25 protein-coding genes, 1 tRNA gene and 1 pseudogene are annotated in these 21,614 nt (G+C 69.4%); 14 read left to right on the plus strand and 13 right to left on the minus strand.

Translation table 11 applies throughout. From position 1 onward, the window contains the following. Positions 1-251: 251 nt before the first annotated feature. Complete coding sequence (locus FHU35_RS27905; RefSeq protein WP_145745175.1) at positions 252-734, plus strand: hypothetical protein; 483 nt, start codon at positions 252-254, stop codon at positions 732-734. Here the strand turns inward: FHU35_RS27905 and FHU35_RS27910 are convergent. After that, on the minus strand, positions 731-1,198 hold the full coding sequence (locus FHU35_RS27910) for a hypothetical protein (protein ID WP_145745177.1): 468 nt from the start codon (positions 1,196-1,198) through the stop codon (positions 731-733). The two genes, FHU35_RS27905 and FHU35_RS27910, sit on opposite strands and share 4 nt — an antisense overlap. 221 nt (positions 1,199-1,419) lie before the next feature. Here FHU35_RS27910 and FHU35_RS27915 point away from each other — a divergent pair, with 221 nt between their 5' ends. Further along, a complete protein-coding gene (locus FHU35_RS27915) occupies positions 1,420-2,160 on the plus strand; it encodes a lysophospholipid acyltransferase family protein (RefSeq protein WP_145745179.1) in 741 nt (246 codons plus the stop codon). Positions 2,161-2,232: 72 nt separating this feature from the next. On the opposite strand, the gene FHU35_RS27920 is transcribed toward FHU35_RS27915, so the two are convergent. Further along, positions 2,233-2,970, minus strand: coding sequence for a helix-turn-helix domain-containing protein (locus tag FHU35_RS27920; RefSeq protein WP_145745181.1), 738 nt, complete (start codon positions 2,968-2,970; stop codon positions 2,233-2,235). Between the two features lie 109 nt (positions 2,971-3,079). Here FHU35_RS27920 and FHU35_RS27925 point away from each other — a divergent pair, with 109 nt between their 5' ends. Continuing rightward, positions 3,080-4,525 carry an alpha/beta hydrolase gene (locus FHU35_RS27925; RefSeq protein ID WP_145745183.1) on the plus strand — a complete coding sequence of 482 codons (1,446 nt, stop codon included), beginning with the start codon at positions 3,080-3,082 and terminating at the stop codon, positions 4,523-4,525. Between the two features lie 49 nt (positions 4,526-4,574). Here FHU35_RS27925 and FHU35_RS27930 read toward each other — a convergent pair whose 3' ends face one another. Beyond that, positions 4,575-5,780: a cytochrome P450 gene (locus FHU35_RS27930; protein WP_145745185.1), complete on the minus strand. Its 1,206-nt coding sequence runs from the start codon at positions 5,778-5,780 to the stop codon at positions 4,575-4,577. 97 nt (positions 5,781-5,877) lie between these two features. Here FHU35_RS27930 and FHU35_RS27935 point away from each other — a divergent pair, with 97 nt between their 5' ends. The 5 genes and pseudogenes from FHU35_RS27935 to FHU35_RS27950 all read left to right on the plus strand — a co-directional run bounded on the left by FHU35_RS27935 (position 5,878) and on the right by FHU35_RS27950 (position 9,124). Further along, the gene (locus tag FHU35_RS27935; protein ID WP_145745186.1) at positions 5,878-6,516 is read left to right on the plus strand and encodes a TetR/AcrR family transcriptional regulator; all 639 of its coding nucleotides are present in this window, start codon (positions 5,878-5,880) and stop codon (positions 6,514-6,516) included. 167 nt (positions 6,517-6,683) lie between these two features. Next, positions 6,684-6,776 (plus strand): annotated as a pseudogene (locus tag FHU35_RS30480) (hypothetical protein); the annotation flags it as partial. Positions 6,777-6,792: 16 nt separating this feature from the next. After that, positions 6,793-7,020 (plus strand): alcohol dehydrogenase catalytic domain-containing protein, encoded by a 228-nt coding sequence (locus FHU35_RS27940; RefSeq protein WP_281290276.1) that lies wholly within the window; start codon positions 6,793-6,795, stop codon positions 7,018-7,020. Between the two features lie 42 nt (positions 7,021-7,062). Further along, positions 7,063-7,656, plus strand: coding sequence for a TetR/AcrR family transcriptional regulator (locus FHU35_RS27945; RefSeq protein ID WP_186459652.1), 594 nt, complete (start codon positions 7,063-7,065; stop codon positions 7,654-7,656). A gap of 82 nt (positions 7,657-7,738) precedes the next feature. Then, positions 7,739-9,124: an NHL repeat-containing protein gene (locus FHU35_RS27950; protein WP_145745191.1), complete on the plus strand. Its 1,386-nt coding sequence runs from the start codon at positions 7,739-7,741 to the stop codon at positions 9,122-9,124. 50 nt (positions 9,125-9,174) lie between these two features. Here FHU35_RS27950 and dprE1 read toward each other — a convergent pair whose 3' ends face one another. The 3 genes from dprE1 to FHU35_RS27965 form a co-directional block, all read right to left on the minus strand. After that, complete coding sequence (gene dprE1, locus FHU35_RS27955; protein WP_145745193.1) at positions 9,175-10,545, minus strand: decaprenylphosphoryl-beta-D-ribose oxidase; 1,371 nt, start codon at positions 10,543-10,545, stop codon at positions 9,175-9,177. A 99-nt stretch (positions 10,546-10,644) separates the two neighbouring features. Further along, positions 10,645-11,931: an aminopeptidase P family protein gene (locus FHU35_RS27960; RefSeq protein ID WP_145745195.1), complete on the minus strand. Its 1,287-nt coding sequence runs from the start codon at positions 11,929-11,931 to the stop codon at positions 10,645-10,647. A gap of 29 nt (positions 11,932-11,960) precedes the next feature. Continuing rightward, positions 11,961-12,956, minus strand: a complete 996-nt coding sequence (locus FHU35_RS27965) for an SDR family NAD(P)-dependent oxidoreductase (RefSeq protein ID WP_145745197.1) — start codon at positions 12,954-12,956, stop codon at positions 11,961-11,963. A gap of 142 nt (positions 12,957-13,098) precedes the next feature. On the opposite strand from FHU35_RS27965, the gene FHU35_RS27970 reads away from it, so the two are divergent. Further along, positions 13,099-13,854, plus strand: coding sequence for a hypothetical protein (locus tag FHU35_RS27970; RefSeq protein ID WP_145745199.1), 756 nt, complete (start codon positions 13,099-13,101; stop codon positions 13,852-13,854). 247 nt (positions 13,855-14,101) lie between these two features. Here the strand turns inward: FHU35_RS27970 and FHU35_RS27975 are convergent. The 7 genes from FHU35_RS27975 to rpmB form a co-directional block, all read right to left on the minus strand. Beyond that, a tRNA-Arg gene (locus FHU35_RS27975) sits at positions 14,102-14,174 on the minus strand. Between the two features lie 47 nt (positions 14,175-14,221). Continuing rightward, the gene (locus FHU35_RS27980; protein WP_246110619.1) at positions 14,222-15,709 is read right to left on the minus strand and encodes a GGDEF domain-containing protein; all 1,488 of its coding nucleotides are present in this window, start codon (positions 15,707-15,709) and stop codon (positions 14,222-14,224) included. A gap of 57 nt (positions 15,710-15,766) precedes the next feature. Next, positions 15,767-16,447, minus strand: coding sequence for a 5,6-dimethylbenzimidazole synthase (gene bluB / locus FHU35_RS27985; protein ID WP_145745201.1), 681 nt, complete (start codon positions 16,445-16,447; stop codon positions 15,767-15,769). Between the two features lie 79 nt (positions 16,448-16,526). Continuing rightward, the gene (rpsR, locus tag FHU35_RS27990; RefSeq protein ID WP_246110620.1) at positions 16,527-16,751 is read right to left on the minus strand and encodes a 30S ribosomal protein S18; all 225 of its coding nucleotides are present in this window, start codon (positions 16,749-16,751) and stop codon (positions 16,527-16,529) included. A 5-nt stretch (positions 16,752-16,756) separates the two neighbouring features. After that, positions 16,757-17,062: a 30S ribosomal protein S14 gene (gene rpsN, locus FHU35_RS27995; RefSeq protein ID WP_145745204.1), complete on the minus strand. Its 306-nt coding sequence runs from the start codon at positions 17,060-17,062 to the stop codon at positions 16,757-16,759. A 60-nt stretch (positions 17,063-17,122) separates the two neighbouring features. Further along, positions 17,123-17,290, minus strand: a complete 168-nt coding sequence (gene rpmG / locus FHU35_RS28000) for a 50S ribosomal protein L33 (protein ID WP_145745206.1) — start codon at positions 17,288-17,290, stop codon at positions 17,123-17,125. Further along, complete coding sequence (gene rpmB / locus FHU35_RS28005) at positions 17,290-17,526, minus strand: 50S ribosomal protein L28 (RefSeq protein WP_145745208.1); 237 nt, start codon at positions 17,524-17,526, stop codon at positions 17,290-17,292. The genes rpmG and rpmB overlap by 1 nt, the downstream gene beginning before the upstream one ends. Before the next feature lie 79 nt (positions 17,527-17,605). Here rpmB and mrf point away from each other — a divergent pair, with 79 nt between their 5' ends. From mrf to FHU35_RS28030, 5 genes are all read left to right on the plus strand, one after another. After that, positions 17,606-18,850 (plus strand): ribosome hibernation factor-recruiting GTPase MRF, encoded by a 1,245-nt coding sequence (gene mrf / locus FHU35_RS28010; protein ID WP_342788587.1) that lies wholly within the window; start codon positions 17,606-17,608, stop codon positions 18,848-18,850. Next, the gene (locus FHU35_RS28015) at positions 18,847-19,098 is read left to right on the plus strand and encodes a type B 50S ribosomal protein L31 (RefSeq protein ID WP_145745210.1); all 252 of its coding nucleotides are present in this window, start codon (positions 18,847-18,849) and stop codon (positions 19,096-19,098) included. Before mrf ends, FHU35_RS28015 begins: the two co-directional genes overlap by 4 nt. A 34-nt stretch (positions 19,099-19,132) precedes the next feature. Next, complete coding sequence (gene rpmF / locus FHU35_RS28020) at positions 19,133-19,285, plus strand: 50S ribosomal protein L32 (protein WP_145745212.1); 153 nt, start codon at positions 19,133-19,135, stop codon at positions 19,283-19,285. A gap of 127 nt (positions 19,286-19,412) precedes the next feature. Further along, positions 19,413-20,108, plus strand: coding sequence for a response regulator transcription factor (locus FHU35_RS28025; protein WP_145745213.1), 696 nt, complete (start codon positions 19,413-19,415; stop codon positions 20,106-20,108). 11 nt (positions 20,109-20,119) lie between these two features. Beyond that, complete coding sequence (locus tag FHU35_RS28030; protein WP_145745425.1) at positions 20,120-21,544, plus strand: sensor histidine kinase; 1,425 nt, start codon at positions 20,120-20,122, stop codon at positions 21,542-21,544. The last annotated feature ends 70 nt before the right edge of the window (positions 21,545-21,614 follow it).

Below are 21,614 nucleotides of genomic sequence, written 5' to 3' on the forward strand. Positions count from 1 at the left end.
ATCCCCATGCCGGCACCGACGCCGTGCCCACCCCCCCTCTGAGTGGTCTGGGCGACCTCTGCGGCCGGTGCGAAGTGTCTGTCCGGAATTTTTCTTCCTGAACTGTTTCTTCGTAGGAAGATATATCCAGGTAAGAGTCATCGCAAGCTCAGGGAATCTCTCTGCGATGCAGCTCACTCGATGTGCAGGGCCGAAGGGCCAGGGGCTTTGTCCCGTGGTGGGCGGCGCAGCAACTGCTCATCCTGGTTTTCGTGGAACGGCGGCAGGCTCGGAGCTTCGGTGGCGCGGTGCTGCTCGCGGCCTTCGCAGGCGGGTGCACCATCAACATCGTGCCGCCCGGCGCCCCGCAGCAGCCACCGCCGGCACCACCACCACCCGCGTCCTCGACCGAACCTCCCCGGAGGCCGCAGCCGGCCCAGGCGCACAACACCCACGACTGCGAAGACCTGCAGCGATCCGGCATGGACTTCAACCAGGTCGTCCAGTACTGGTACGGGCTCGGGTCGCCCTCGGACATGGACGACGACTCCGACGGCATCCCCTGCGAAACCATCTACGGCGAGAAGAACGTTTCGTCGGCCACTCAGGGCGGTACGCACGACTGCGCGACCTTGCAAGCCCGAGGTATGTCGTTCATCGACGTCACCGGCTACTGGTACTCGCTCGGGTCGCCCTCGGACATGGACGACGACTCCGACGGCATCCCCTGCGAAACCATCTACGGCGAGCGCTAGGGCTTGGGCCAGATCACCAGCGGGTCGCTGCATTCCAGCACGTCCATGGCCCTCTTCTGGTGGGTCAGGCACTCCTGGACGGCGATGTTCGGGACCGTGTCCGGATAGCCCTTGTCGATGGTGACCGACTGGTTCGCGCCGTCGGTGTTGGCCACGCGGCCACCGTCGCCTCCTCTCGTGGAGAAGATGAGCAGCACTCCCTTGTTGTCGTGGCCGTTGTCCGTCAGATTCCCGGTCACGGTGAGCCACCCGTCGACGTGTTCGACCTTGCCCTCAGCGGAGACGCTGTTGACCGGTTTGGGGGCGTTGTTGCTCTTCCACTGGATCGCGGGCTCCGGGGCTAGCCATCCCTGGATCACGAAGTACTCGACGAGCAGTGCGATCACGCCGCCTCCTGCGGCGATCGCGAGGCCGGTGAAGATCCGCCTGCTCGGTCGATCGCTCGTCTGAGTCCTGTCGATCATGGTGGGTGCCTCCGGCGTCGGAACTCGTCCAGAAAGATCAAGTCCTTGCAGGGTCTCGTGAAGCACCGTGCTGCGGGGCTGAATTCTGGGGCCGTACCCGAATAGAGGATCTTGAGCGGGCGGTGTGCGCACTGATGGACCAGCGGTGCTGGGACCTCGGGAAATGTGACTGTTGACGCACGGGTGCACCGCGCCAACCTACGGTTGCGTAACCTGCTCAAATGGCTGAAATCGTCTATCCGCCCGTCATCTTGGCGGCGAAGGCCATGTTCCGCGTGCTGGACAACCGGCTGCGTGTGACAGGCACAGAGCACATCCCGCGCACCGGAGGCGCGGTGATCGCCTGCAACCACGTCAGCTACCTCGACTTCATCTTCTGCGGTCTCGGCGCCGACCCCGCCAAGCGGCTGGTGCGCTTCATGGCCAAGAAGGAGGTCTTCGACAACAAGATCGCCGGGCCGCTGATGCGCGGGATGCACCACATCCCGGTGGACCGCGAGGCGGGCCGCGATTCTTACGACGAAGCCGTGCGCAGGCTGCGCGCGGGCGAGGTCGTCGGCGTGTTCCCCGAGGCGACCATCAGCCGGTCGTTCACCGTCAAGCCCATCAAGTCCGGCGCGGTCCGGATGGCGGCGGAAGCCGGAGTCCCCGTCGTGCCCATGGCGCTGTGGGGAACGCACCGGCTGTGGACGAAGGGCAAGCCGCGCACGCTCACCAAGCGGCACCTGCCGATCCACATCCACGCGGGCGAGCCGTTCTGGCCCACGCAGCAGGACGATCCGGAGGCGCTCACCGAGGACCTCCGCACCCGCATGTCGGCGATCCTGAACGACCTGCAGGCCGACTACCCCGAGAAGCCCGCCACCGAGGACGAGCGCTGGTGGCTCCCCGCCCACCTCGGCGGCACCGCCCCGACCCCGGACGAAGCGGCGATCCTCGACAGCCGGCCCAAGGGCGAGTAGCACCGACCAGCACTCGGGACACCGCAGGATTCGGGTGAATGCTGCGGTTCTCGGGCCGACGCCTGCGGGCGGTCAGCCCTCCGGCGCGTCCCCGGCCTGGTCGCGCGGCGAGATCTGCAGGAGGGCGTTGAGGCGCTGCAGGACGTCCAGCTGAGCGGGGTTGTAGAGCTCCACCACCGCGTGGAGGATGACCGAGTTGGCGGGAACGTCGCTCGTCGCGAGGTCCTCCAGGGCTGGAACGGCCTCGAACTGGCTGCGCACCAGGGGTGCGTAGGCCTCCGCGAGCCGCTGCCGCGTCTCCTCGTCGGCGTCAGCGGGCAGCGCCTCGAACTCCCGCTGCGCGTCGGATCTCTCGTCCTCGGACGACTCGCGCAGCAACGCCTGGGCGTCGTCGTCGAAGACCTGCGAGTAGAGCATCATCCAGGTTCGGTCCATCTCCGTCATCCCGGACACGTCCCCGTCGTAGCCCTGCGGGAGGTCCGGGCGGCTGCGGTGCTCCAGGATCAGCTTGATCTCGTCGCGCATCTGCTGCTGCCGCTCGATGCTCACCTTCAGCTCGGCGTCCAGCGAGCGCAGCGTCTCCTCCGCGGACTCCTCGGAGGACTCGATCGCCGGGACGTCCGACAGCGCCACACCCAGATCGGTGAGCCTGCGGATCCGCAGCAGCCGGATCAAGTGCTTGATGCGGTAGCGCTTGTAGCCGTTCGCCGCCCGATCGGGCTCCTCCAGGAGTCCGATCTCGTGGTAGTGGCGAACGGTCTTCACCGTTGTCCCGGCCAGCTCCGCCAGCTCACGCGTGCTCCAACTCATCACGCACCAGTGCACACCGTGCCCTGGGGGCACGGTCAAGCGGCTTGACCATGCCCCAACGGCATGCGCTCGAATTCTTCCGTCCTTGGTGGTGGAGAGATGGGGAACGATGAAGCGAAGGCGTGCAGCGGTCGTGGCCGCGATGCTCGGACTGGCGAGCTCGGTGGTCGCACCGACCGCCACGGCACAGCAGCCGGGACCCGCGTGGGGTCCGTGCCCGGCGGACGTGAAGACCGAAACGGTGGCGCTGGAGTGCGCCACGATCCCCGTGCCGCTGAACTACAGCGATCCCGGCGGAGAGCAGATCGAGCTCATGGTGTCGCGGCTGGCCAGCAAGAACCCGGCCAAGCGCCGGGGCGTGCTGATGCTCAACCCCGGCGGGCCGGGCGGATCCGGCCTGGCGTTCCCGGACTTCCTGGCCTCGCGCGGGATGCCCACCAGCGTCCTCGACAGCTACGACGTGATCGGCATGGACACCAGGGGCATCGGGCACTCGTCGCCGGTGAGCTGCGGATTCACCCCTGATCAGGACTACCTCGGCAACATCCCGCCCTACGCGGTCGACGAAGCCGCGGTCGCCGAGCAGGCCGAGTCCGCGAAGCGGATCGCCGAGCAGTGCGCCGCGCACGACGACGGGCGGTTCCGGCACCTCTCGACCGCGAACATGGCCCGCGACCTGGACAGCGTCCGGGCGGCGCTGGGGGAGGAGAAGACGAGCTACCTCGGCTACTCCTACGGCTCGGCGCTCGGCTCGGCCTACGCGTCGATGTTCCCCGAGCGCTCCGACCGCATCGTGGTCGACAGCAACCTCGCCGACACCCACCTCGACCGCGACGCGCTGCGCCGGTACGCCCTCGGCTTCGAGCAGACCTTCCCGGACTTCGCGAAGTGGGTGGCCGCGCGGCACGACGTCTACGGCCTGGGGCGCACGCCGGAAGAGGTGCGCGAGACCTACTTCCGGACGGCGGAACGCCTCGATGCGGCTCCGGTGAACGGCGTCGACGGACGCGTCTTCCGGCTGGCCACGTTCGCCGGCCTGTACGCGGAGGTGTCGTACGGGTCGACCGCGCAGACCTGGCAGTCGGTGCAGGGGGAGGGGGAGGCGCCGCAGCCGGCGGCGGCCCCCGCCCCTGACACGGACAACCTGTGGTCGGTGTTCCTCGGAGTGACCTGCAACGACGTGGACTGGCCCTCGGACGTGGGCACCTACCAGCGCGCCGTCGCCGAAGACCGCGAGCGCTACCCGATGTACGGCGCTGCGAGCGCGAACATCTTCCCGTGCGCGTTCTGGGGAGACCCGGCGGAACCGCCGGTCGCCATCGACGACCAGGGGCCGGCGAACGTCCTGGTGCTGCAGAACCGCCGCGACCCGGTGACCCCGCATCGCAACGCCGAGATCCTCGACGAGAAGTTCGGCGACCGGTCGCGCCTGGTCAGCGTCGAAGGCAGCGGCCACGGCGTCTACCTGCTGGGCGACAACGCGTGCGCGTTCAACACCACGACCGACTTCCTGGTCGGTGGGCAACTGCCCGAGGAGAACACCGACTGCCGGTGACGGTGCAGCGGTGGCGGTTCCCGCCGGAACCGCCACCGCTGAAGGGCGTTTACCAGGTCACCGGCAGGGAGGTGACGCCGCCGGTGATGGTCGGGCGGACCTCCAGCTCGTCCATGTCCTTGCTCAGGCCGAGCCCGGGGAGGCGCTTGGCGAGCGTGTTGAACACGATCCGCAGCTCGGTGCGCGCGAGGCTGGCGCCGATGCAGAAGTGCGCGCCGTGCCCGAAGCCCAGGTGGGTGCGCTCCTCGCGGTCGGGATCGAAGGATTCCGCGTCGGTGTAAGCGGTTTCATCGCGGTTGGCCGAGTTGACCGACAGGATGACGGCTTCGCCGCGCCGGATCGTCACGTCCGCGATCTCGACGTCGGTGTGCGCGTAGCGCAGCAGCCCGAGATCGCCAGGGGCGCCCAGCCGCATGATCTCCTCGACCGTGCGGTTGACCCGGCCGTCGGGGTCCTCGGTCAGCGCCTTCCAGCGCTCGGGCTGGGCGAGCAGGAACAGCACGCCGAGTCCGATCCGGTTGACCGTCGTCTCGTGGCCGGCGAACAGCAGTCCGACGCACAGCCGGATCATCTCGTCGTGGTCGTAATCCGCGTCCTCCTCCTGAGCGCGCACGAGATCCGAGAGCACGTCTTCGCCCAGGGCATCGCGCTTGATGTCGGTGAGCCCGACCATGTAGGAGTTGAACTCCTCGCGCGCCTGGAGCGGATCGTCGTCGGTGGACAGCGTCGCCATCCGCTCGGAGAGCGAGTGGAAGTGCTCGCGGTCGCTCTCCGGCACGCCGAGCAGCTGGCAGATGACCGCGACCGGCAGCGGGAAGGCCAGGTTCGAGTGCAGGTCGGCGGTGTCGCCGGCGTCGTGCGCGGCGATCAGCTGGTCGATGTAGCCGTCCACCAGCTCCTGCACGTGGTCGGTGAGCATGCGCATCCGCTTGGCCGAGAACGCGGGAGTCAGCAGGCGGCGCATCCGCGCGTGGTCGGCTTCCTCGGTCTCATAGTTGCCCGTCGGACCGTTCTGCACCGCGGCCGTGGAGACGCGCGACGCCCGCTCCGGCTCGGGGTGGGAGCGGCCGAAGCGCTTGTCGCCCAACAACGTCCGGACTTCCTCGAACCGCGTGACCAGCCATGCGGGGTCGCCTGCCGGGGTGGTGACCGGCGCGACCGGTGCCTCCCGGCGCAGCACCTCGTACAGCGGGGCGAGGTCGAGCACGTTCGGCCTTTCGAAGGGCAGCTGCGGTCGCTCGGCGACAGAACTCATAGCTCTCCTCGGGAGACTTAATTGGCAGTCACTGACAATAATGTTTCCCGGATTACGATGTGTCAACACGATCCCGGCCTAGCTGAGGGAGGTCTCAGTGGTTGAACGGCCCCGCCGCGGCCGCCCGCCGGCCAGCGACGAGCAGCGGCAGCAGCAGCGCCTCGACATCTCCCGTCAGGCCGTGCGGTTGTTCCGGGCGCACGGCGTGGCCGGGACTTCCGGAGAGCAGATCGCCCGCGCGGCCGGGATCTCCGAGCGCACCCTGTGGCGCTGGTTCCGCAGCAAGGAGAGCTGCGTGGAGCCGCTGCTGTCGAAGTCCATCGACGCCTTCCAGTCGGTGCTGCGCACCTGGCCTCCGGAGCTCGAACTCCCCGAGCACCTGCGCGCCGCCTACACGCCGGTGCTCGACGCGGGTGAGGACATCGAAGCCGTCCTGGCCGTCATCCGCATGACCCACGACGAGCCCGCGCTGCGCGCCCTCTACCTGGTGCTGCGCGAGCGCGCCGAGCCCGCGTTCGCGGAGGTGCTCGCCGAGCGCATGGGCATGCCCGCCGACACCCTCGAAGTTCGCATGCAAGCTGCGGCGACGAGCGCGGTCTTGCGCGAGGCCACCGACCACCTGGTGGCCAGGGCAACGCCCGATGGCGTTCCTGCCGAAGCCCTCCAGGAACACCGGGAGAACGTCGCGGACGCGCTGCGCCGACTCACCCGCTACCCGGCGACCCCGTCGGTCTGAGGGGTTCGAGCCTGGCGAACCGGGTTAACTGCTGGCACATTTCGATACGCGACGGAAGCGTATCGAAATCGGAGGGCGGCGCGCGGGTCGAAGCGTTCGCGGTGGACCGGCCAGGTGGTGAGCTCAGGTCGTACTCCTACGACTCCGAGCCGCTGGGCCCGGAGGAGGTGGATGTCCGCGTCACGCACCGCGGGGTCTGCCACACCGACGTCATGATGATCGGCAACGAGGCCGGGATCAGCACGTATCCACTGGTGGCAGGCCACGAGGCGGTCGATGTCGTGGGAAGCTGCCGGGGACGCCGTCGACACCTCGCAGATCGCGGTCGGCGATCACGTCGGGGTCGGGGCGATCGCCGGTTCGTGCATGCGCTGCGAGTTCTGCCTCGCCGGGCAGCCGCAGTTCTGCGCGCGCAAGCACGACACCGCGCTCCGCGGCCACCGAGGTGGCTTCGCACACTCGGAGCGGTCCAGCCCGTGCGCCAGGTGGTCCCCAATTTCTTAAGTATTTGACGTTCACCCGGGTGACGTGCAAATACCTGCGAAATTGGGAAGGACTTTTACGGCAGGACGACCACGAGACCCAGGTCGGGACCAGGCGATCCTCGCCGCGACGCGCGAACTGCTCGCTGAGCGCGGCTACGCCGGGTTCTCGATCGAGGGTGTCGCGGCCAAGGCGGGAACGGCGAAGACGACCATCTACCGCCGCTGGCAGGACAAGCACGACCTGCTGGTCGCGGCGTTGAACGATCACGTCCCGCGCTACCCGGAGATCGCTGAGGCGGATTCCCTCCGCGGCGACCTCATCGCGCACGCGAGCAGGCTCGCCACGCTGCTCAACGGCTTCGACGGCCGCTTGGCCCTCGGCGTGACGCAGGCCAGGCCCGATGACGCCGGCATCGCCGAGGAGCTGGAGCGCACGACCCCGAGCGGCGCTCGGCTCCCGGAACGGGTCATCAGCCGAGCCGTTGCGCGCGGGGAACTTCCTGCCCCGGTGGATCGGGGTCTCTTCGAGGAGATTGTCTCCTCCCCGCTGACCCTCAAGATGATCCGCAGGCAACCCATCGATGACGACTACGTGGCCCACGTCGTGGATGACATCGTCCTCGCGGCGTTCCGGAGCTCGGCCGGGGAAGCCTGACCACCGCGGTCCTTCGTCGCGCCCGGTAGCACCATGTGAGATTCCTTTGGGCGGGCGAAGGGATTCGGTTACCGTCCAGTACGTGCTCTTCCGATCACTTCGTGTCGTCGCCGCAGCCGCCTTCCTCGGATCGGTGCTGGCCGTTCCGGCGTCCGCTTCCCCCGCGCCGCCGCAGAACCCCGCCCTCGGGTCCAACGGTCTGTCCACGATGCACGGTGACAGCGCGTCCTCGGACACCACGCCGTTCGCCGGGCCGGGCACCGGTCCGGTCGAGAGCCGCCGGATTCCGCTCGGCGCCGCCTGCCCCACGGTCCTGCAGGGCGGGGACGGGTTCCCGCAGGCGTTGTGCACCAAGATCGTCGGCCGGGCTCCGGTGGCGTTCTTGCTGGACCCGGCGACCGGTGAGCCGGTGGCGTCGCTGGACCTGCCGAAGGGATCGCTGCTCGGCGGCGTCTACGCCTACCTCGACGAGCGGGACCGGATGGTGGCGGTCGACGGCAACGGTGACCTGCTGCGCATCGCGCACGACCGCAACGGCGAGGACGGGGCCTGGCGACTCTTCGTCGAGCACCGCACCCCGCTCGACCACGTCGTCTCGGAGCACTGCGGTTCCGCGCACTGCGACAGCGTGACCTCGCTGATGCCCGACTTCGCGGGACGCGTGTGGTTCGCGACGGGTGACGCGGTGGTCGGCTTCGTCGACCCGCGCACGGGTGCCGTCGCCACCACGCGCCTGCCCGAGGGCGAGCGGGTGGACAACAGCATCTCGACCGCGCCGGAAGGCGTCGCCGTCACCACCAGCCACGCGCAGTACCTGCTCGACGGCACGGACGCTCCGCGCGTGGTCTGGCGCCAGCCCTACGACCGCGGTCCCGCGCGCAAGCCGGGCCAGCTGAGCTGGGGCTCCGGCGCGACCCCGACCTTCTTCGGTCCGCGCACCGGCACCGAGTACCTGGCCATCACCGACAACGCGGCCGAGAAGGAGAACCTGATCGTCTACAAGACCGGGAGCGGCGCGCTGGTCTGCTCGATCCCGGTCAGCGACGGCACCGAGAACTCGCCGATCGGTGTCGGCGGCAGCGTGTTCGTCGCCAACACCTACGGCTACCCGTACCCGGCGACGCCGGAGGGCGCGGGCAGCAGCGACCCCGCGTGGGCACCGTTCACCGGCGGCATGAGCAAGGTCGACGTCCGCGACGACGGCTGCGACATCAGCTGGACCAACGAGGTCCGCTCGGCAGCCGTGCCGAGGTTCGCCGGCGACGGCCTCATCTACACCAGCGAGCGCACCCGGCTGGGCGGCTTCCGCTACGTCGCGATCGACCCGAACACCGGCGCGGTGGTCAACTCGCACCCGACCGGTTTCGGCTTCTTCGCCGACACCCTCCAGATGGTCGGCACGATCACCCAGGACCGCGTCCTCTACCAGGGCACGGTCAGCGGAATCCTCCGCATCGCCCCGAAGTAGTCCCGGCCACCAACCCCGCGAATCCTCTTCCGGGGTTGGTGGCCCGCTCGTCAGTCCGCGGTGATGCCCAGGCGGCGGGACAGGTCGGAGGCGAAGATGCCGTCAGGATCAGCGGAATCGCGGATCTGACGCCACTCGTCGAGCCGGGGGTACATCTGCCGGATCATCTCCGGCGTGGTCCGCGAGTCCTTCGCGAAGTACAACCGTCCGCCCGCGGCCAGCACCATGTCGTCGAGCCGGCGGCAGAACGTGTCCAGCCCGTTCTTGATGGGGAAGTCCAGGCTGAGCATGTAACCGGGGTGCGGCCACGACAGAGGCGCCCGGCTGGCTTCGCCCATGCGCTTGAAGACGTTCAAGAAGGATCGGTGCCCGGAGTGCGCGATGGTGCGCACGAGATCCGCCATCTGCTGCTCGGCGCCGTAGGGGACGGAGAACTGGTACTGGAGGAAACCGCCGGTTCGTCCGTAGGCCCGGTTCCACTCGCCGAGGACGTCCAGCGGGTGCAGGAACTGCGAGATGTTCGCGATCTTGCCGCGTGCGTGCTTCGGGAACATGCGGTGCGCGACCTCGCCGGCCACCCGCGAGGTCAGCCGGTTGACCATCCCGTTCGGGAAGACGTCCGGCAAGGTGGCCAGCTGCGGAGCGTCGAGCCGCAGCGGATCGCGCCGCAGCTTCGGCGGCAGGTCTTCCAGACGCGCCAGCGAACCGCGGGAGAACGTGGCCCTGCCGAGACCGCTGCCCGTGGAAATGGTGTCGGGAACGGCCGCGGAGTACTCGTAAGCCTCGTCGGAACCGTCGGTGAGCAGCTCCATCGTCTCGTCGAGATCGCGCGTGCGGTCGTAATCGGCGAGGAAGTAGGCGCTTTCGGTCCGCTTCAACCGCATCCGGGCGCGGACGATGACGCCGGTCAACCCGATCCCGCCGACGGTCGCCCAGAACAGCTGCGCATCAGGACCGTCCGGGGTCAGCGTCCGGATTTCACCGCTGGCCATGAGCAGATCCATCGACAGCACGTGGTTGCCGAAGCTGCCCGCGCTGTGGTGGTTCTTGCCGTGGATGTCGTTGGCGATCGCCCCGCCGACGGTCACCTGCCGGGTCCCGGGCAGCACGGGCACCCAGAGACCCTGAGGCAGCACGGCCCGCATCAGCTGGTCCAGGCTCACCCCGGCATCGACCTCGACGACCGCGTCCTGCTGATCGATCCGGTGAATCCGGTTCAGCGCGGTCATGTCCACGACCAAGCCCCCGGCGTTCTGCGCCGGGTCGCCGTAAGACCGGCCCAACCCCCGAGCGATCACGCCACGCGCCCCCGCACGCCGCACGGCCTCAGCGACGGCGTCTACGTCAGTCGCGTCCACAACATCGGCAACGGTCCCAGCCGCCCTGCCCCAACCGGCAAGAACACGCCGCTGACCAGCCATTTCTAAATGTTCCCCAGTGGTCATGCCCCGAGCGTATCCAAACCCCAGACGCACCACGGCCGTCCGCCGCACGTGTCCGGATCCTGCGCCAGGGCGCCGTCAGCCCGCGGGCTCCCGAACGGGCCGGGCCGTCCCTCGCGCCGGGAGGATCCGCGCCGTGTACGGATTGAGCTCGAGGGGTTCGTCGTCGGTGACGATCACGGTTCCGCCGACGTGGACGAGGTGGCGTCCGAAGGCGTACTGCGGTTCGAGGACGAAGCTCATCCCTGGCGCGAGCTCCATGTCGGGCATGAGAGCCGGGTGATCAGTCACCGGCGGATACGCCTGCGCGCCCGGAAGCGCGCCGATGTCCCCGCGGCCACGGCCCACCACCAGACCCGGGTTGAGCGAGTGGAGCGCGATCAGGAACATCGAACCGCCGCCCGCGTCGAGAGGTGCGTGCACCGCCTCGACGACCTCGCCCCACGTGCGGCCGGGACGCAACTCCTCGAGGCCGGCGTCGTACGCCGCGCGGGCGACGTCCCCGGCTCGGTAGAAGTCGTCGTGCACGTCGCCGACGGCGATCGTGACCTGGTTCTGAGCCTCTCGCCCGCCGCACTGCGAGAACACTTCGGCGTAGATGATGTCGCCGTCCTGGAGTACTCGAGGCGCCTGCGGGCGATAACCCCAGGCGGGCCAGCCGGTCGCCACCGGGTCTGCGCCGGACCAGAAGTGCATCGCGGGCGGGATCGTGCCGCGCCGGTAGCCCTCCGCCATGCCCGCTGCGAACACCTCGTGCTCGCCGACGCCTGGTGCCGCCGTCTCGACCATGGCCCGCACCATGGAGTCGCCGACGTCCGCCGCGTAGCGCACGACGTCGATCTCCTCCGAGCTCAATCGGCTGACCAGCAGGCCCAGCGCCACGTCCACGGAGGTGAACTGCGCCTTCGGGAAGTTCGTCAGCACGCTGTTCCAGAGTCGGTAGGGGACAAGACCTTCCGGGTGCCACGGCACCTGGGGCCCCAACCCGACGACGCCGATGGTGCTCTCGGCGAGCCCCAACTCGTCGAGAGCGCGCGAAAGGGCGCCTGAGTCACGGGATCCGCGCAGGTTCTCAGGTGGGATCCACACCGAGTCGCCGCGTCGCGAGGACTCCAGGTGATCCATGGTGTATTGCGCGGAAGGAAGGAGCACGACAGGTTCGCCGGTCCTGGGGAAGATGACAGTCGTGCCCGCCCTGCCGTTGGTGAACCACCTGTCGTAGGCGACCGACGCCGGGCCTGCGTCCTCGTGCTCACCGAAGACGACCAGCCCGTCCAGGCCCTCGCGCTCCATGAGTGCGCGGGCGAGAGCCCATCGGCGGTCGCGCTCGGCCACGGAGAACGTCGGCACTGCGGTAGTGGTCATGAGGTCTTGCACGTCGTCCTCCTGCTGCGTCAGGGAGCGGTGGTGGTGCCGGTCAGGACGAGGCTGTCGTCCCAGAGCTGCTCCGCGCGTGCGGCGTCGTACGACTCCTCGGACGAGCGAACGTCGCGGCGCCCGTCGAAGTACCGGCCCGTCGTGCCTGCCAGTTCGGGCGCGGTGGTGACCCAAGCGAGCGCGCGGCCCGACTCCTCGGCGGTGTGGATGTTGTCCGTCAGGACCCTGCGCAAGAGCCAGGTGAACCGGGGCAGGACGTGTTCGAGCGCGAACCGGACCGGAGCGGGCATCGAGCGTCCCAGCGCGGTGTCCAGCATCATCCCCGGGTTGAACGCGTTGGCGGTGACGCCTTCGGGGAGCCTGCGGGCCAGTGCGTAGGTGAAGTAGATGTTCGCCAGCTTCGAGGTGCAGTAGCGACGCTGCCCCCGCGTCAGGGCGTTGTCCTTCGCGGCCGCCTGCCCGAGCTCGCCGCGAGCGAGGGCAGGCGGGTCGTTCCAAGCGGGGGCCAGCCCTCTCGGCCCGGGGTCGTGGGTGTCGCTGGAGACCACGACAACGCGGGCAGGTGCCTTCAGCGCCGGCAGCAGCTCGTTGACGAGGGCGAAGTGTCCCAGGTGGTTGACCCCGAACGTGGACTCGAACCCATCAGCGGTCCTCGCGTCGTTCGCCCCCATCTGCACGCCCGCGTTGCAGACCACGGCGTGCAGCACCGGCAGCTCGCCCGCTCTCAGCCGCCCCGTCAGCTCGGTTCCGAAGGATCGGACCGAAGCCAGTGAGGCCAGATCCAGCGCCATCGCCTCCACCGAGTTGCCCGCCGCGGCATCGGCGGCCAGCGCGTCGACGGCCGCCTGCGCGCGGGCTGCGTCGCGGGACGCGATCACGACGTGCCACGGCCCATCGCCGGAACCGAGGATCACCTGCGCGCACGCATATCCGAGACCGCTGTTGCCTCCGGTGACGACAACGGTCCGCGGGGTGCCCGCGCTGTCGGTCGCCCCCGTCGTTCGTTCGCTCATCACTGCCCTCCTCGTCACGTCGAGCTCTCACGAACAGGGTCTTCCGGGCCGTCGCCCCTTACCAGGACCAACCTGTCCCTGGCTCCGCGAAGCCGCTGGTCCACGCGGTGCCCGGTGCTGGCGGCCGAGAAACGAGCCACGTGTGAGTGATGAGGAGCCCTTTACGGGTCCGCAGAAGAATTCGAGCACCCGCTTGCCGGTGCTGCGCCCCGACCGTCGAGCTGATCGGCACGCTTCGCCCAACACGCATTCCGCACCGACGGCCCATTCGCCGGCGAGTGACATGCTCGCGAAGCTGGGCTTGCGCGCGGTGGTCCGCGTTCACAACACCGAAGTGACCACATGCGCTGACCACATGGTGTGGAATCGATTGATGCCGCGCCCGACGAGGCGCTGGCTCAACGACTGCGGAAAGGGCGAGCACGCAGGTGCTGGCATGGACAACTACTCCAGACTCGCCGTAGGCCCCAAGCCAACGCTCGTTGCAGTACCAAAGCGGCCGATGCCTCTCGACGCGCTCGGAGGGTTCGGACCGATCGTCTCGTCTGCAGGGGGCCCTGCGGTGGGCGGATGGTTCGCAGGTGAAGTCGGCAATACGCCCTTTCCCTCCGGAAGGTGGACAGTGCCCAAATCGGTGCGCGTGAGCGTTGTTGTCCTAGGGGCCCTAGTGACAGCACTTGCTCCGCTGTTCAGCGTCCTGTCGCTCGCGGATTCCTACGGCTGGGATCGTGAAAGTGCACGGTCGATCGCGTTCGTGGTGACCATCCTCTTGCTCGGTGGGTGGTACCTCGTTATTCGGAAGCTCGGCCGCAGCCAGTCCCGGCGCGATGTCGGAGAAGGACTCGACCGGAAGCTGGCCCAACATCGGGATGAGGGCGACAAGAAGGACAAGCGCTAAGCACGCCGGGCCCATCCGGTCTGCGCGGTCGACCTGCCGCGCTGCGATCAAGGAGTTGTAGTGGGCAACGGGAATCTGCTCTCCGCTGACCCTGTGACTCCTCAGGTGCAGGCTGATCCGCGCGCACGCGCATTGCACGTAACCATCGGCCGACCCGGCAGACACGAGCTGCAGTGACTGACGCACGAAGCGGTCCTGGCCAGGATGTGGCCAGGTCAGGACAGGTTCCCCATGGCCAAGAAGGAAGCGCCCCCGGCAGGATTCGAACCTGCGACACCGGCTTTAGGAGAGCCGTGCTCTATCCCCTGAGCTACGGGGGCCTGATCGGAGAGTACCCGGACGGTTGTTCGGGTTGGGCACGTGGTGCTCAGTCCGGGTCTTCGTCTTCTTCGCCGGTTTCGACTCGGTTCCTGCCTGCGCGTTTGGCCTTGTACAGGCCTATGTCTGCGGCGGCGAAGAGCTGGTCGAGGTCGTGGTGGCCTGCTGAGACGCCGATGCTGACGGTGGGCTTCTTCTCCAGTCTTCCCAGGACCAGGCGCCAGTCGTGGGCGTTGACGGCGGAGCGGATGCGTTCGGCGACGCGAGGGCCGGCTTCGCGGGAGTCCTCTGCGGCGTCGACCAGGAGGACCACGAACTCGTCGCCCGCCCACCTGCACAGCAGGTCGCCCGCGCGGCATTCGCGGCGCAGCAGGTTCGCGATCTCCTGGAGGACCACGTCGCCCGCGGTGTGCCCGGCGAAGTCGTTGACGTCCTTGAAGTAGTCCACGTCGAGCAGGACCAGCCACGGGATGCGGCCGGCGGAGGCGGTGCGCTCCAGCAGGACCGGGGCCATGCGTTCCAGGCCCAGCCGGTTCGCCAGTCCGGTCAGCGGGTCGCGCAGCGCGGCTTCGCGGGCGGCCATCGCCATCCGCTGCGCCTGGGTGGCGACCCTGCGCTGCTCCAAGGCCTGGCCGAGGCCCTCCTTGAGGATGTCCACGGCGGCCACCGCGGCGGAGACCGCTCGCCTCAGGGCTGCTGCCTCGCCGACCGGATCGCCCAGCTGCCTGCAGATCTCGGCGAGCTCGCGGGAGAAGCGCATCATCAGGAACGACTCCTGGATGGTCTCCGCGCTCTCCAACGCGCGGGCGGCGAACGTGCGGGCCTCGGTCAAGACGTCCTGCGCACGCCGGATCACCGCCAGCACCCAGTTCGCCATAGCGGCGCCGTAGTACTCGGGAGTGTCGTTGCCGAGGGCCAGCGACTCCTGCGCGATGCGTTCGGCCGCCTCCAAGTCGTCCATTCCCGCCAGCGACCGTGCCAGGCAGGCAAGGGCGGTGCGCTTGACGCCGCCCAGCTTGGTCAGCGACTGCGCCTCCTCGCAGAGCTCGCGGGCCGCGGCGAACTGGTGCGACGCCTGCTCGGGCTGGTTCGCGGCCCGGAACACCCGCGAGATCCCCTCGCGGAGCTGGCAGTGCGCCAACGCTTCCTGGTCACCGGAGTCCCGGGCGATCTGCACGGCCAGCGACATCAGGTCCATCGCCGGGCCGCGCCGCCCGATCCCCTCCAGCAGGAATCCCAGCATGCTCACGGTGTGCGCGGCGGATCCGCCGCTCGGCGGCTGGGTGTCGAGCTCCGTCCAGCCCTCGGTGATCAGCTCCAGCGCGAGGGGGATGCGGCCGAGCCGCCAGGCCAGCATCGCGCGGTGCACCAGCACGGCGGAGCGCACCCAGCGGGCGTCGACGTAGTTCGAACCACCGGCGAGCAGCTCGTCGAAGGCAGCGTCGGCCCCGGCGAAGGCGCCCGTGTCGAGCAGGTGCCTCACCAGGCGATCCTGGGCCGGGATGTGGCCGACCAGCGGTTGATCCTCCAACTGCACCGCGACCTCGTCGTGAGCACGTCATCGTGGCCGCTCGGCTGAGCGGCCTTTCCGAGGCTACCGGTTGCGACCGCGTCCGTACGCTTCGTAGTGGAGGACGTCCTCCAACGGCATCCGCTGCCGCCAGCCGTGCCGCTCCAGGTCCGGTGTGTCGGCGAGCTCGCGAACGGGCCCCAGGCACAACCATGCCACCGGCCTGACCTCGCTGGGAACACCGAGCAGCCTGCGCAGGAACTCCTCGCGGTAGAAGCTGACCCAGCCGACCCCGAGGCCTTCGGCGGTCGCGGCCAGCCACAGGTTCTGGATCGCCAGGCACACCGAGTACAGCCCGGCGTCGGCGATGGCGTGCCTGCCCAGCACCTCGGGGGCGCCCCGGTTCGGGTCGTAGGTGACGGCGACGCCCAGGGTGGACTCCACGATGCCCTCGACCTTGATCTTGCTGAAGGTCTCGGCGCGCTCGCCCTCCAGCTTGCTGGCGAACACGCTGCGCTCGGCCAGCACGTGCTCGCGGAACGCGCGGCGGGTGCCCGCGTCGCGCACCAGGATGAAGTCCCACGGCTGGGAGAGCCCCACGCTGGGAGCCGTGTGGGCGGCGGTGAGCACCCGGCGCAGCACCGGCTCGGGCAGTTCCGCTCCGGAGAACTCGCCGCGGACGTCCCGACGTCGGTTGATCACGTCGTAGAGCCCGGCGGCGGGGGCGGAATCGGTCAGGTTGGGGGTGTGTCCAGGGGTCTTCATCGCGGTCAATGCTGCACCGGCGATACCGGTCACCCGGGCTCAGGGTGACCGGTATCGCACGGTGATCGACCGGAACGCCCTATTTGTGGTGATAGGGCAGCAGCGCCATCTCGCGGGCGTTCTTGATCGCCTTCGCGACGTCGCGCTGCTCCTGCGAGGTCAGCCCGGTGACCCGGCGGGAGCGGATCTTCCCGCGGTCGGAGATGAACTTGCGCAGCAGCGTCACGTCCTTCCAGTCCACTTCCACGACGCCCTCGCGCTGGAGGAGGTTCGGCTTCGCGCGGCGTTCGAAAGGTCGGCGCACTCCGATCACCAGCTCGACTTCGTCACGCCGGGGAGCTCGCCGTTGTGCGCCATCTCGCGCAGGCGCACCCGGGAGAGCCCGAACTTGCGGACGTAGCCGCGCGGACGTCCGTCGACCGCGTCCCGGTTGCGCAACCGGACCCTGCTGGCGTCCCTCGGCTGCCGCTGCAGCTCCCGCTGGGCCTCGACCCGCGCGTCCGGCTCGGTGTCGGGCGAGGCGATGGTCCGCTTCAGCTCCGACCGCCGCTCGGCGTACCGGGCGACGACCTCCTTGCGCTGCACGTTGCGAGCGATCTTCGACTTCTTGGCCATGCACACCTCTTCTCGGTCTTACCGGCGCGAAAGCCGCATGCGGCTCTCGCCTGCGGTTGATCAGCGTTCTTCTCTGAATTCGACGTGCTTGCGGGCCACCGGGTCGAACTTGCGGAGGCGCATGCGGTCGGGGTTGTTGCGGCGGTTCTTGGTGGTGACGTAGGTGAAGCCGGTCCCGGCGGTGGAGCGGAGCTTGATCACCGGGCGGGTGTCGGTGCTCTTGGCCATCAGAAGCGTTCCCCTCGTGCGCGCATGTCGGCGACCACGGCGTCGATGCCGCGCTTCTCGATCGTCTTCATCCCCTTGGTCGAGACCCGCAGCCGGATCCACCGGTTCTCGGCCGGCAGCCAGTAGCGCTTGCGCTGCACGTTCGGCAGCCAGCGGCGGCGGGTTCTGCGATGGGAGTGCGAGACCTGGTTGCCGTAACCGGGTTCCTTGCCGGTCACTTGGCAGCGGACGGACATGACCTTCCTCTCGATAACGACATCCATTTTCATGTAGGGCCCGTTCAGGGTAGCGTGTCGACAGCGAAGATGAAAACCGTTGTCGATTGAGGTGGGGATGTTCACCGATCCGTCCGAGCGGACGCCGCTGCTGCTGGTGGCCGGTCTCCGCGAACCCCAGGTCGCCGAGGTGGCCGACGCCGCGCGGCTGCGCGACCCGTCCGGCACCGCGCTGGTGCACGCCGACCTGCGCTCGGTCGCCGAGGGAGTCGTGCGCCGGGAGATCAGGCACGGCGACCACGTCGAGAGCCACGTCCTCGAACTCGCGCACGGCTGCGTCTCCTGCACCCTGCGCGAGGACCTGCTGCCGCTGCTGCGCAGGCTCTCCGCAGCCCCCGATGTCAGCCGGATCGTCGTCCGCCTCGACCCGGCGCTGGAGCCCGAGGCGATCTGCTGGGCGCTGCGCCACGTCGAGGTCGACGGGCGCCCGCTGCTCACCGACGTCACCGTCGAAGGCGTGCTGGCCACCGTCGACCTCTTGACCTGGCTACCGGACGCCTCCGGTGAGCAGGAGCTCGCCGAGCGCGGCCTGGGCGGCAGCACCGACGACGAGCGAACCGTGGCGCAGGTGGCGGTCGGGCAGGCGGAGTTCGCCGACGCCGTCGTGCTCGCCGGTGCCGCCGAGGACCGCTGGCAGCGGGTCCGCACCGAGGCCGTCCTCGCCCGGCTCACCCCCTCAGCGCCGCTCGCGCACCTCGACGATCTGGACGTGTCCGAGCTGCTCGCACGGGTCCCCGGCGAGTCCCGGCGCGGTGAGGTCGACGGCCCGCACGGTCGGCTGCTGCGCGGACAGCCGTCGCTGGACACCGATGCCGGTGTGGCCACGGTGCTGTTCGAGGAGCGCCGCCCGTTCCACCCGAAGCGGCTGCACGAAGCGATCGACCTGCTGCTGGATGGCGTCGTGCGCACCCGCGGCCGGTTCTGGGTGGCCAGCCAGCCCGACGATGCGCTGTGGCTGGAATCCGCGGGCGGGGGACTGGCGATCGCCCACGCCGGACCCTGGCTGGCGACCGTGGACGACTGGGACGGCCTGTCCGACGACCGGCGGCTGAGGGCCTCGCTGACCTGGGACGACTACTACGGCGACCGGATGAACGAGCTCGTCGTCATCGCCCACGAAGCCGATCCGCACGAGATCGCACGAGCGCTGCGCGACGCGGTGCTCACCGACGACGAGCTCGCCGCCGGCCAGCAGGCGTGGGCGCAGTACCCCGACCCGTTCGCCGACTGGCGAACCGAACCGTGCGCAGAACCCGCCGAATCCGAACTGGGAGGCAATCAGTGAAACCCGACATCCACCCCGAGTACCGGCACGTGGTGTTCCAGGACCGCACCACCGGCAAGAGCTTCCTCACCCGGTCGACCGCGACGTCCGAGGCCCGCATCGAGTGGGAGGACGGCAACACCTACCCGCTGATCACGGTCGACGTGACCGCCTACTCGCACCCGTTCTGGACCGGCAACCAGCGGGTCATGGACACCCAGGGCCGGGTCGAGAAGTTCCGGCGCCGCTACGGCGACCGGCGCAGCTGACGCCCGTCGCACGACCGACCGAGAGGATCCCGACATGGCAGTCCCCAAGCGCAAGAAGTCCCGCGCCAACACCCGTCACCGCAGGTCGCAGTGGAAGGCGCAGGCGCCGGAACTGGTGCCGATCGTGGTGGACGGGGAGCGGAAGCTGGTGCCGCGCGCGTTGATCCGGCACTTCCAGGAGAGGTGAACCCGCCCGGCGCGCGTCGCCACTCGGAGTGATCGACGCGCGCCGTGGCGGAGACCGCCGTCACCTCGACGCGCGAGGGTGTGGGGGTTCTCAGGTCGTTCTCAGGGCAACGGGTAACACTGTCCGCATGCGCATCCTCGTCGTCGACGACGATCGTGCCGTGCGGGAGTCGCTGCGAAGGTCTCTGCAGTTCAACGGCTACCAGGTGGAACTCGCCGCGGACGGTCAACAAGCACTGGACCAGCTGGCCGACAGCCGCCCGGACGCCATGGTCCTCGACGTCATGATGCCCCGCCTGGACGGCCTGGAGGTCGCCCGGAGGCTGCGCAGCACCGGTGATGATCTGCCGATCCTGGTGCTCACCGCCCGCGATGCGGTGTCCGACCGGGTCGCGGGGCTCGACGCCGGCGCCGACGACTACCTGCCCAAGCCCTTCGCGCTGGAGGAGCTGCTGGCCAGGCTGCGCGCCCTGCTGCGCCGCGCGACCCCGGTGGAGGACGGCGCGGACGGGCACCCCGCCGCGCTGCGGTTCGCCGATCTGGAGCTGGACCCCGGCACGCGCGAGGTCCGCCGCGGCGAGCGCTCGATCAGCCTCACCCGCACCGAGTTCGCCCTGCTGGAGCTGCTGATGGCGCACCCGAAGCAGGTGCTCACCCGCAGCAGGCTGCTCGAGGACGTGTGGGGTTACGACTTCCCGACCTCCGGCAACGCCCTCGAGGTCTACATCGGTTACCTGCGCCGCAAGACCGAGGCGGAGGGCGAGGCCCGGTTGATCCACACCGTGCGCGGTGTCGGCTACGTGCTGCGAGAGACGCCACCGTGATGGGCAATCCGATGGCCGTCCCCGCGCCTCCGCCACCGGAGGTGGACGACCCGCCTCCGCCGAGCAGGCTGCAGAAGGTGTCGCTGCGCAACCGCGTCACCTGGCTGGCCGCGATGTGCGTCGCGGGTGCGGTCGCGCTGGTGTCGGTCGGAGCGTTCGTGACCGTGCGGGACAGCCTGTACCAGCAGCTCGACGAGAGCCTCACCGAACGCGCGGTGGAGGCCGCCGAGGGACCGCTGGTGCGCACCGCCGACCTGCAGCAGGTGCCGGTCGCGTTCTTCGTCGCGACCAACTTCAAGATCAACGTGCTCTCCGCCGACGGCACGGTGTTCGGCCCCGAGGAGCGGCCGCCGATGAGCGTGCTGGAGCTGTCGGTGGCCAAGGGCGAGGCGCAGCGGTCGCTGCGCACCGACAAGGCGAGCAACAGCCGCGTCGTCGCGGTGCCCACGCGCAACGCGGCACTGGTCATGTCGACCTCGTTGCAACCCACCCAGCGCACGTTGGCGCAGCTCAGCGTGGTTCTCGTGGTGATGGGTGGCGCCGGCATCCTGCTCGCCGCCGCCGCGGGAACCGCGGTGGCCAGGGCCGGTCTGCGCCCGGTGCAGCGGCTGACGGCCGCCGCCGAGCGGGTCGCGCTGACGGGCGACCTGCGTCCGATCCCGGTCAGCGGGGACGACGAACTGGCGAGGCTGACCACGAGCTTCAACGGGATGCTCAGCGCGCTGGCCGAATCCCAGGAGCGGCAGCGGCGCCTGGTCGCCGACGCCGGTCATGAGCTGCGGACTCCGCTGACCTCGCTGCGCACCAACCTGGAATTGCTGCTCGCCGCCGCCCGTCCCGACGCGCCGACGCTCTCCGAGCAGGACCGCCAGGAGATGTTCTCCGACGTCCAGGCGCAGGTGGAGGAGCTGTCCGCGCTGGTCGGCGACCTGGTGGAGCTCGCCCGCGAGGACACCCCGCAGGCCGTGCACGAGTCGGTGGACCTGGTCGAGGTCGTCGAACGGGCGCTGAGCCGGGCCCGGCGTCGCGCCCCGCGCACGGAGTTCGACGTGCACCTGAACCGGTGGGTCATGATGGGCGACGCGACGGCCCTGGAGCGGGCGGTGCTGAACCTGCTCGACAACGCCGCGAAGTGGAGCCCGGACGGCGTCCACGTGCGCGTCGACCTCCGCCCGGAGGAGGGCACCGGGCTGGCCGCGCTGGAGGTCGCCGACGGCGGGCCGGGCATCGCCGAAGGGGACCGGCCCCACGTCTTCGAGCGCTTCTACCGCTCGTCGCACGCGCGCACGCTGCCCGGATCGGGGTTGGGCCTGTCGATCGTCAAGCAGGTCGCCGAGCGCCACGGCGGGTCCGTGCTGGCCGCGCAGGCACCGGAAGGCGGTGCGCTGCTGCGCATGACGCTGCCCGGCGACTCTCAGCAAAACGAACAGCAATGAACAGCTGACCCCACTACTCCCCGGCTGTCCGGCCGGTAATCCGTCAGGTATTGTTGTTTTTTGTTGACTT

It is taken from the genome of Saccharopolyspora dendranthemae, assembly GCF_007829955.1.
GTDB classification, from domain to species: Bacteria; Actinomycetota; Actinomycetes; order Mycobacteriales; family Pseudonocardiaceae; genus Saccharopolyspora; species Saccharopolyspora dendranthemae.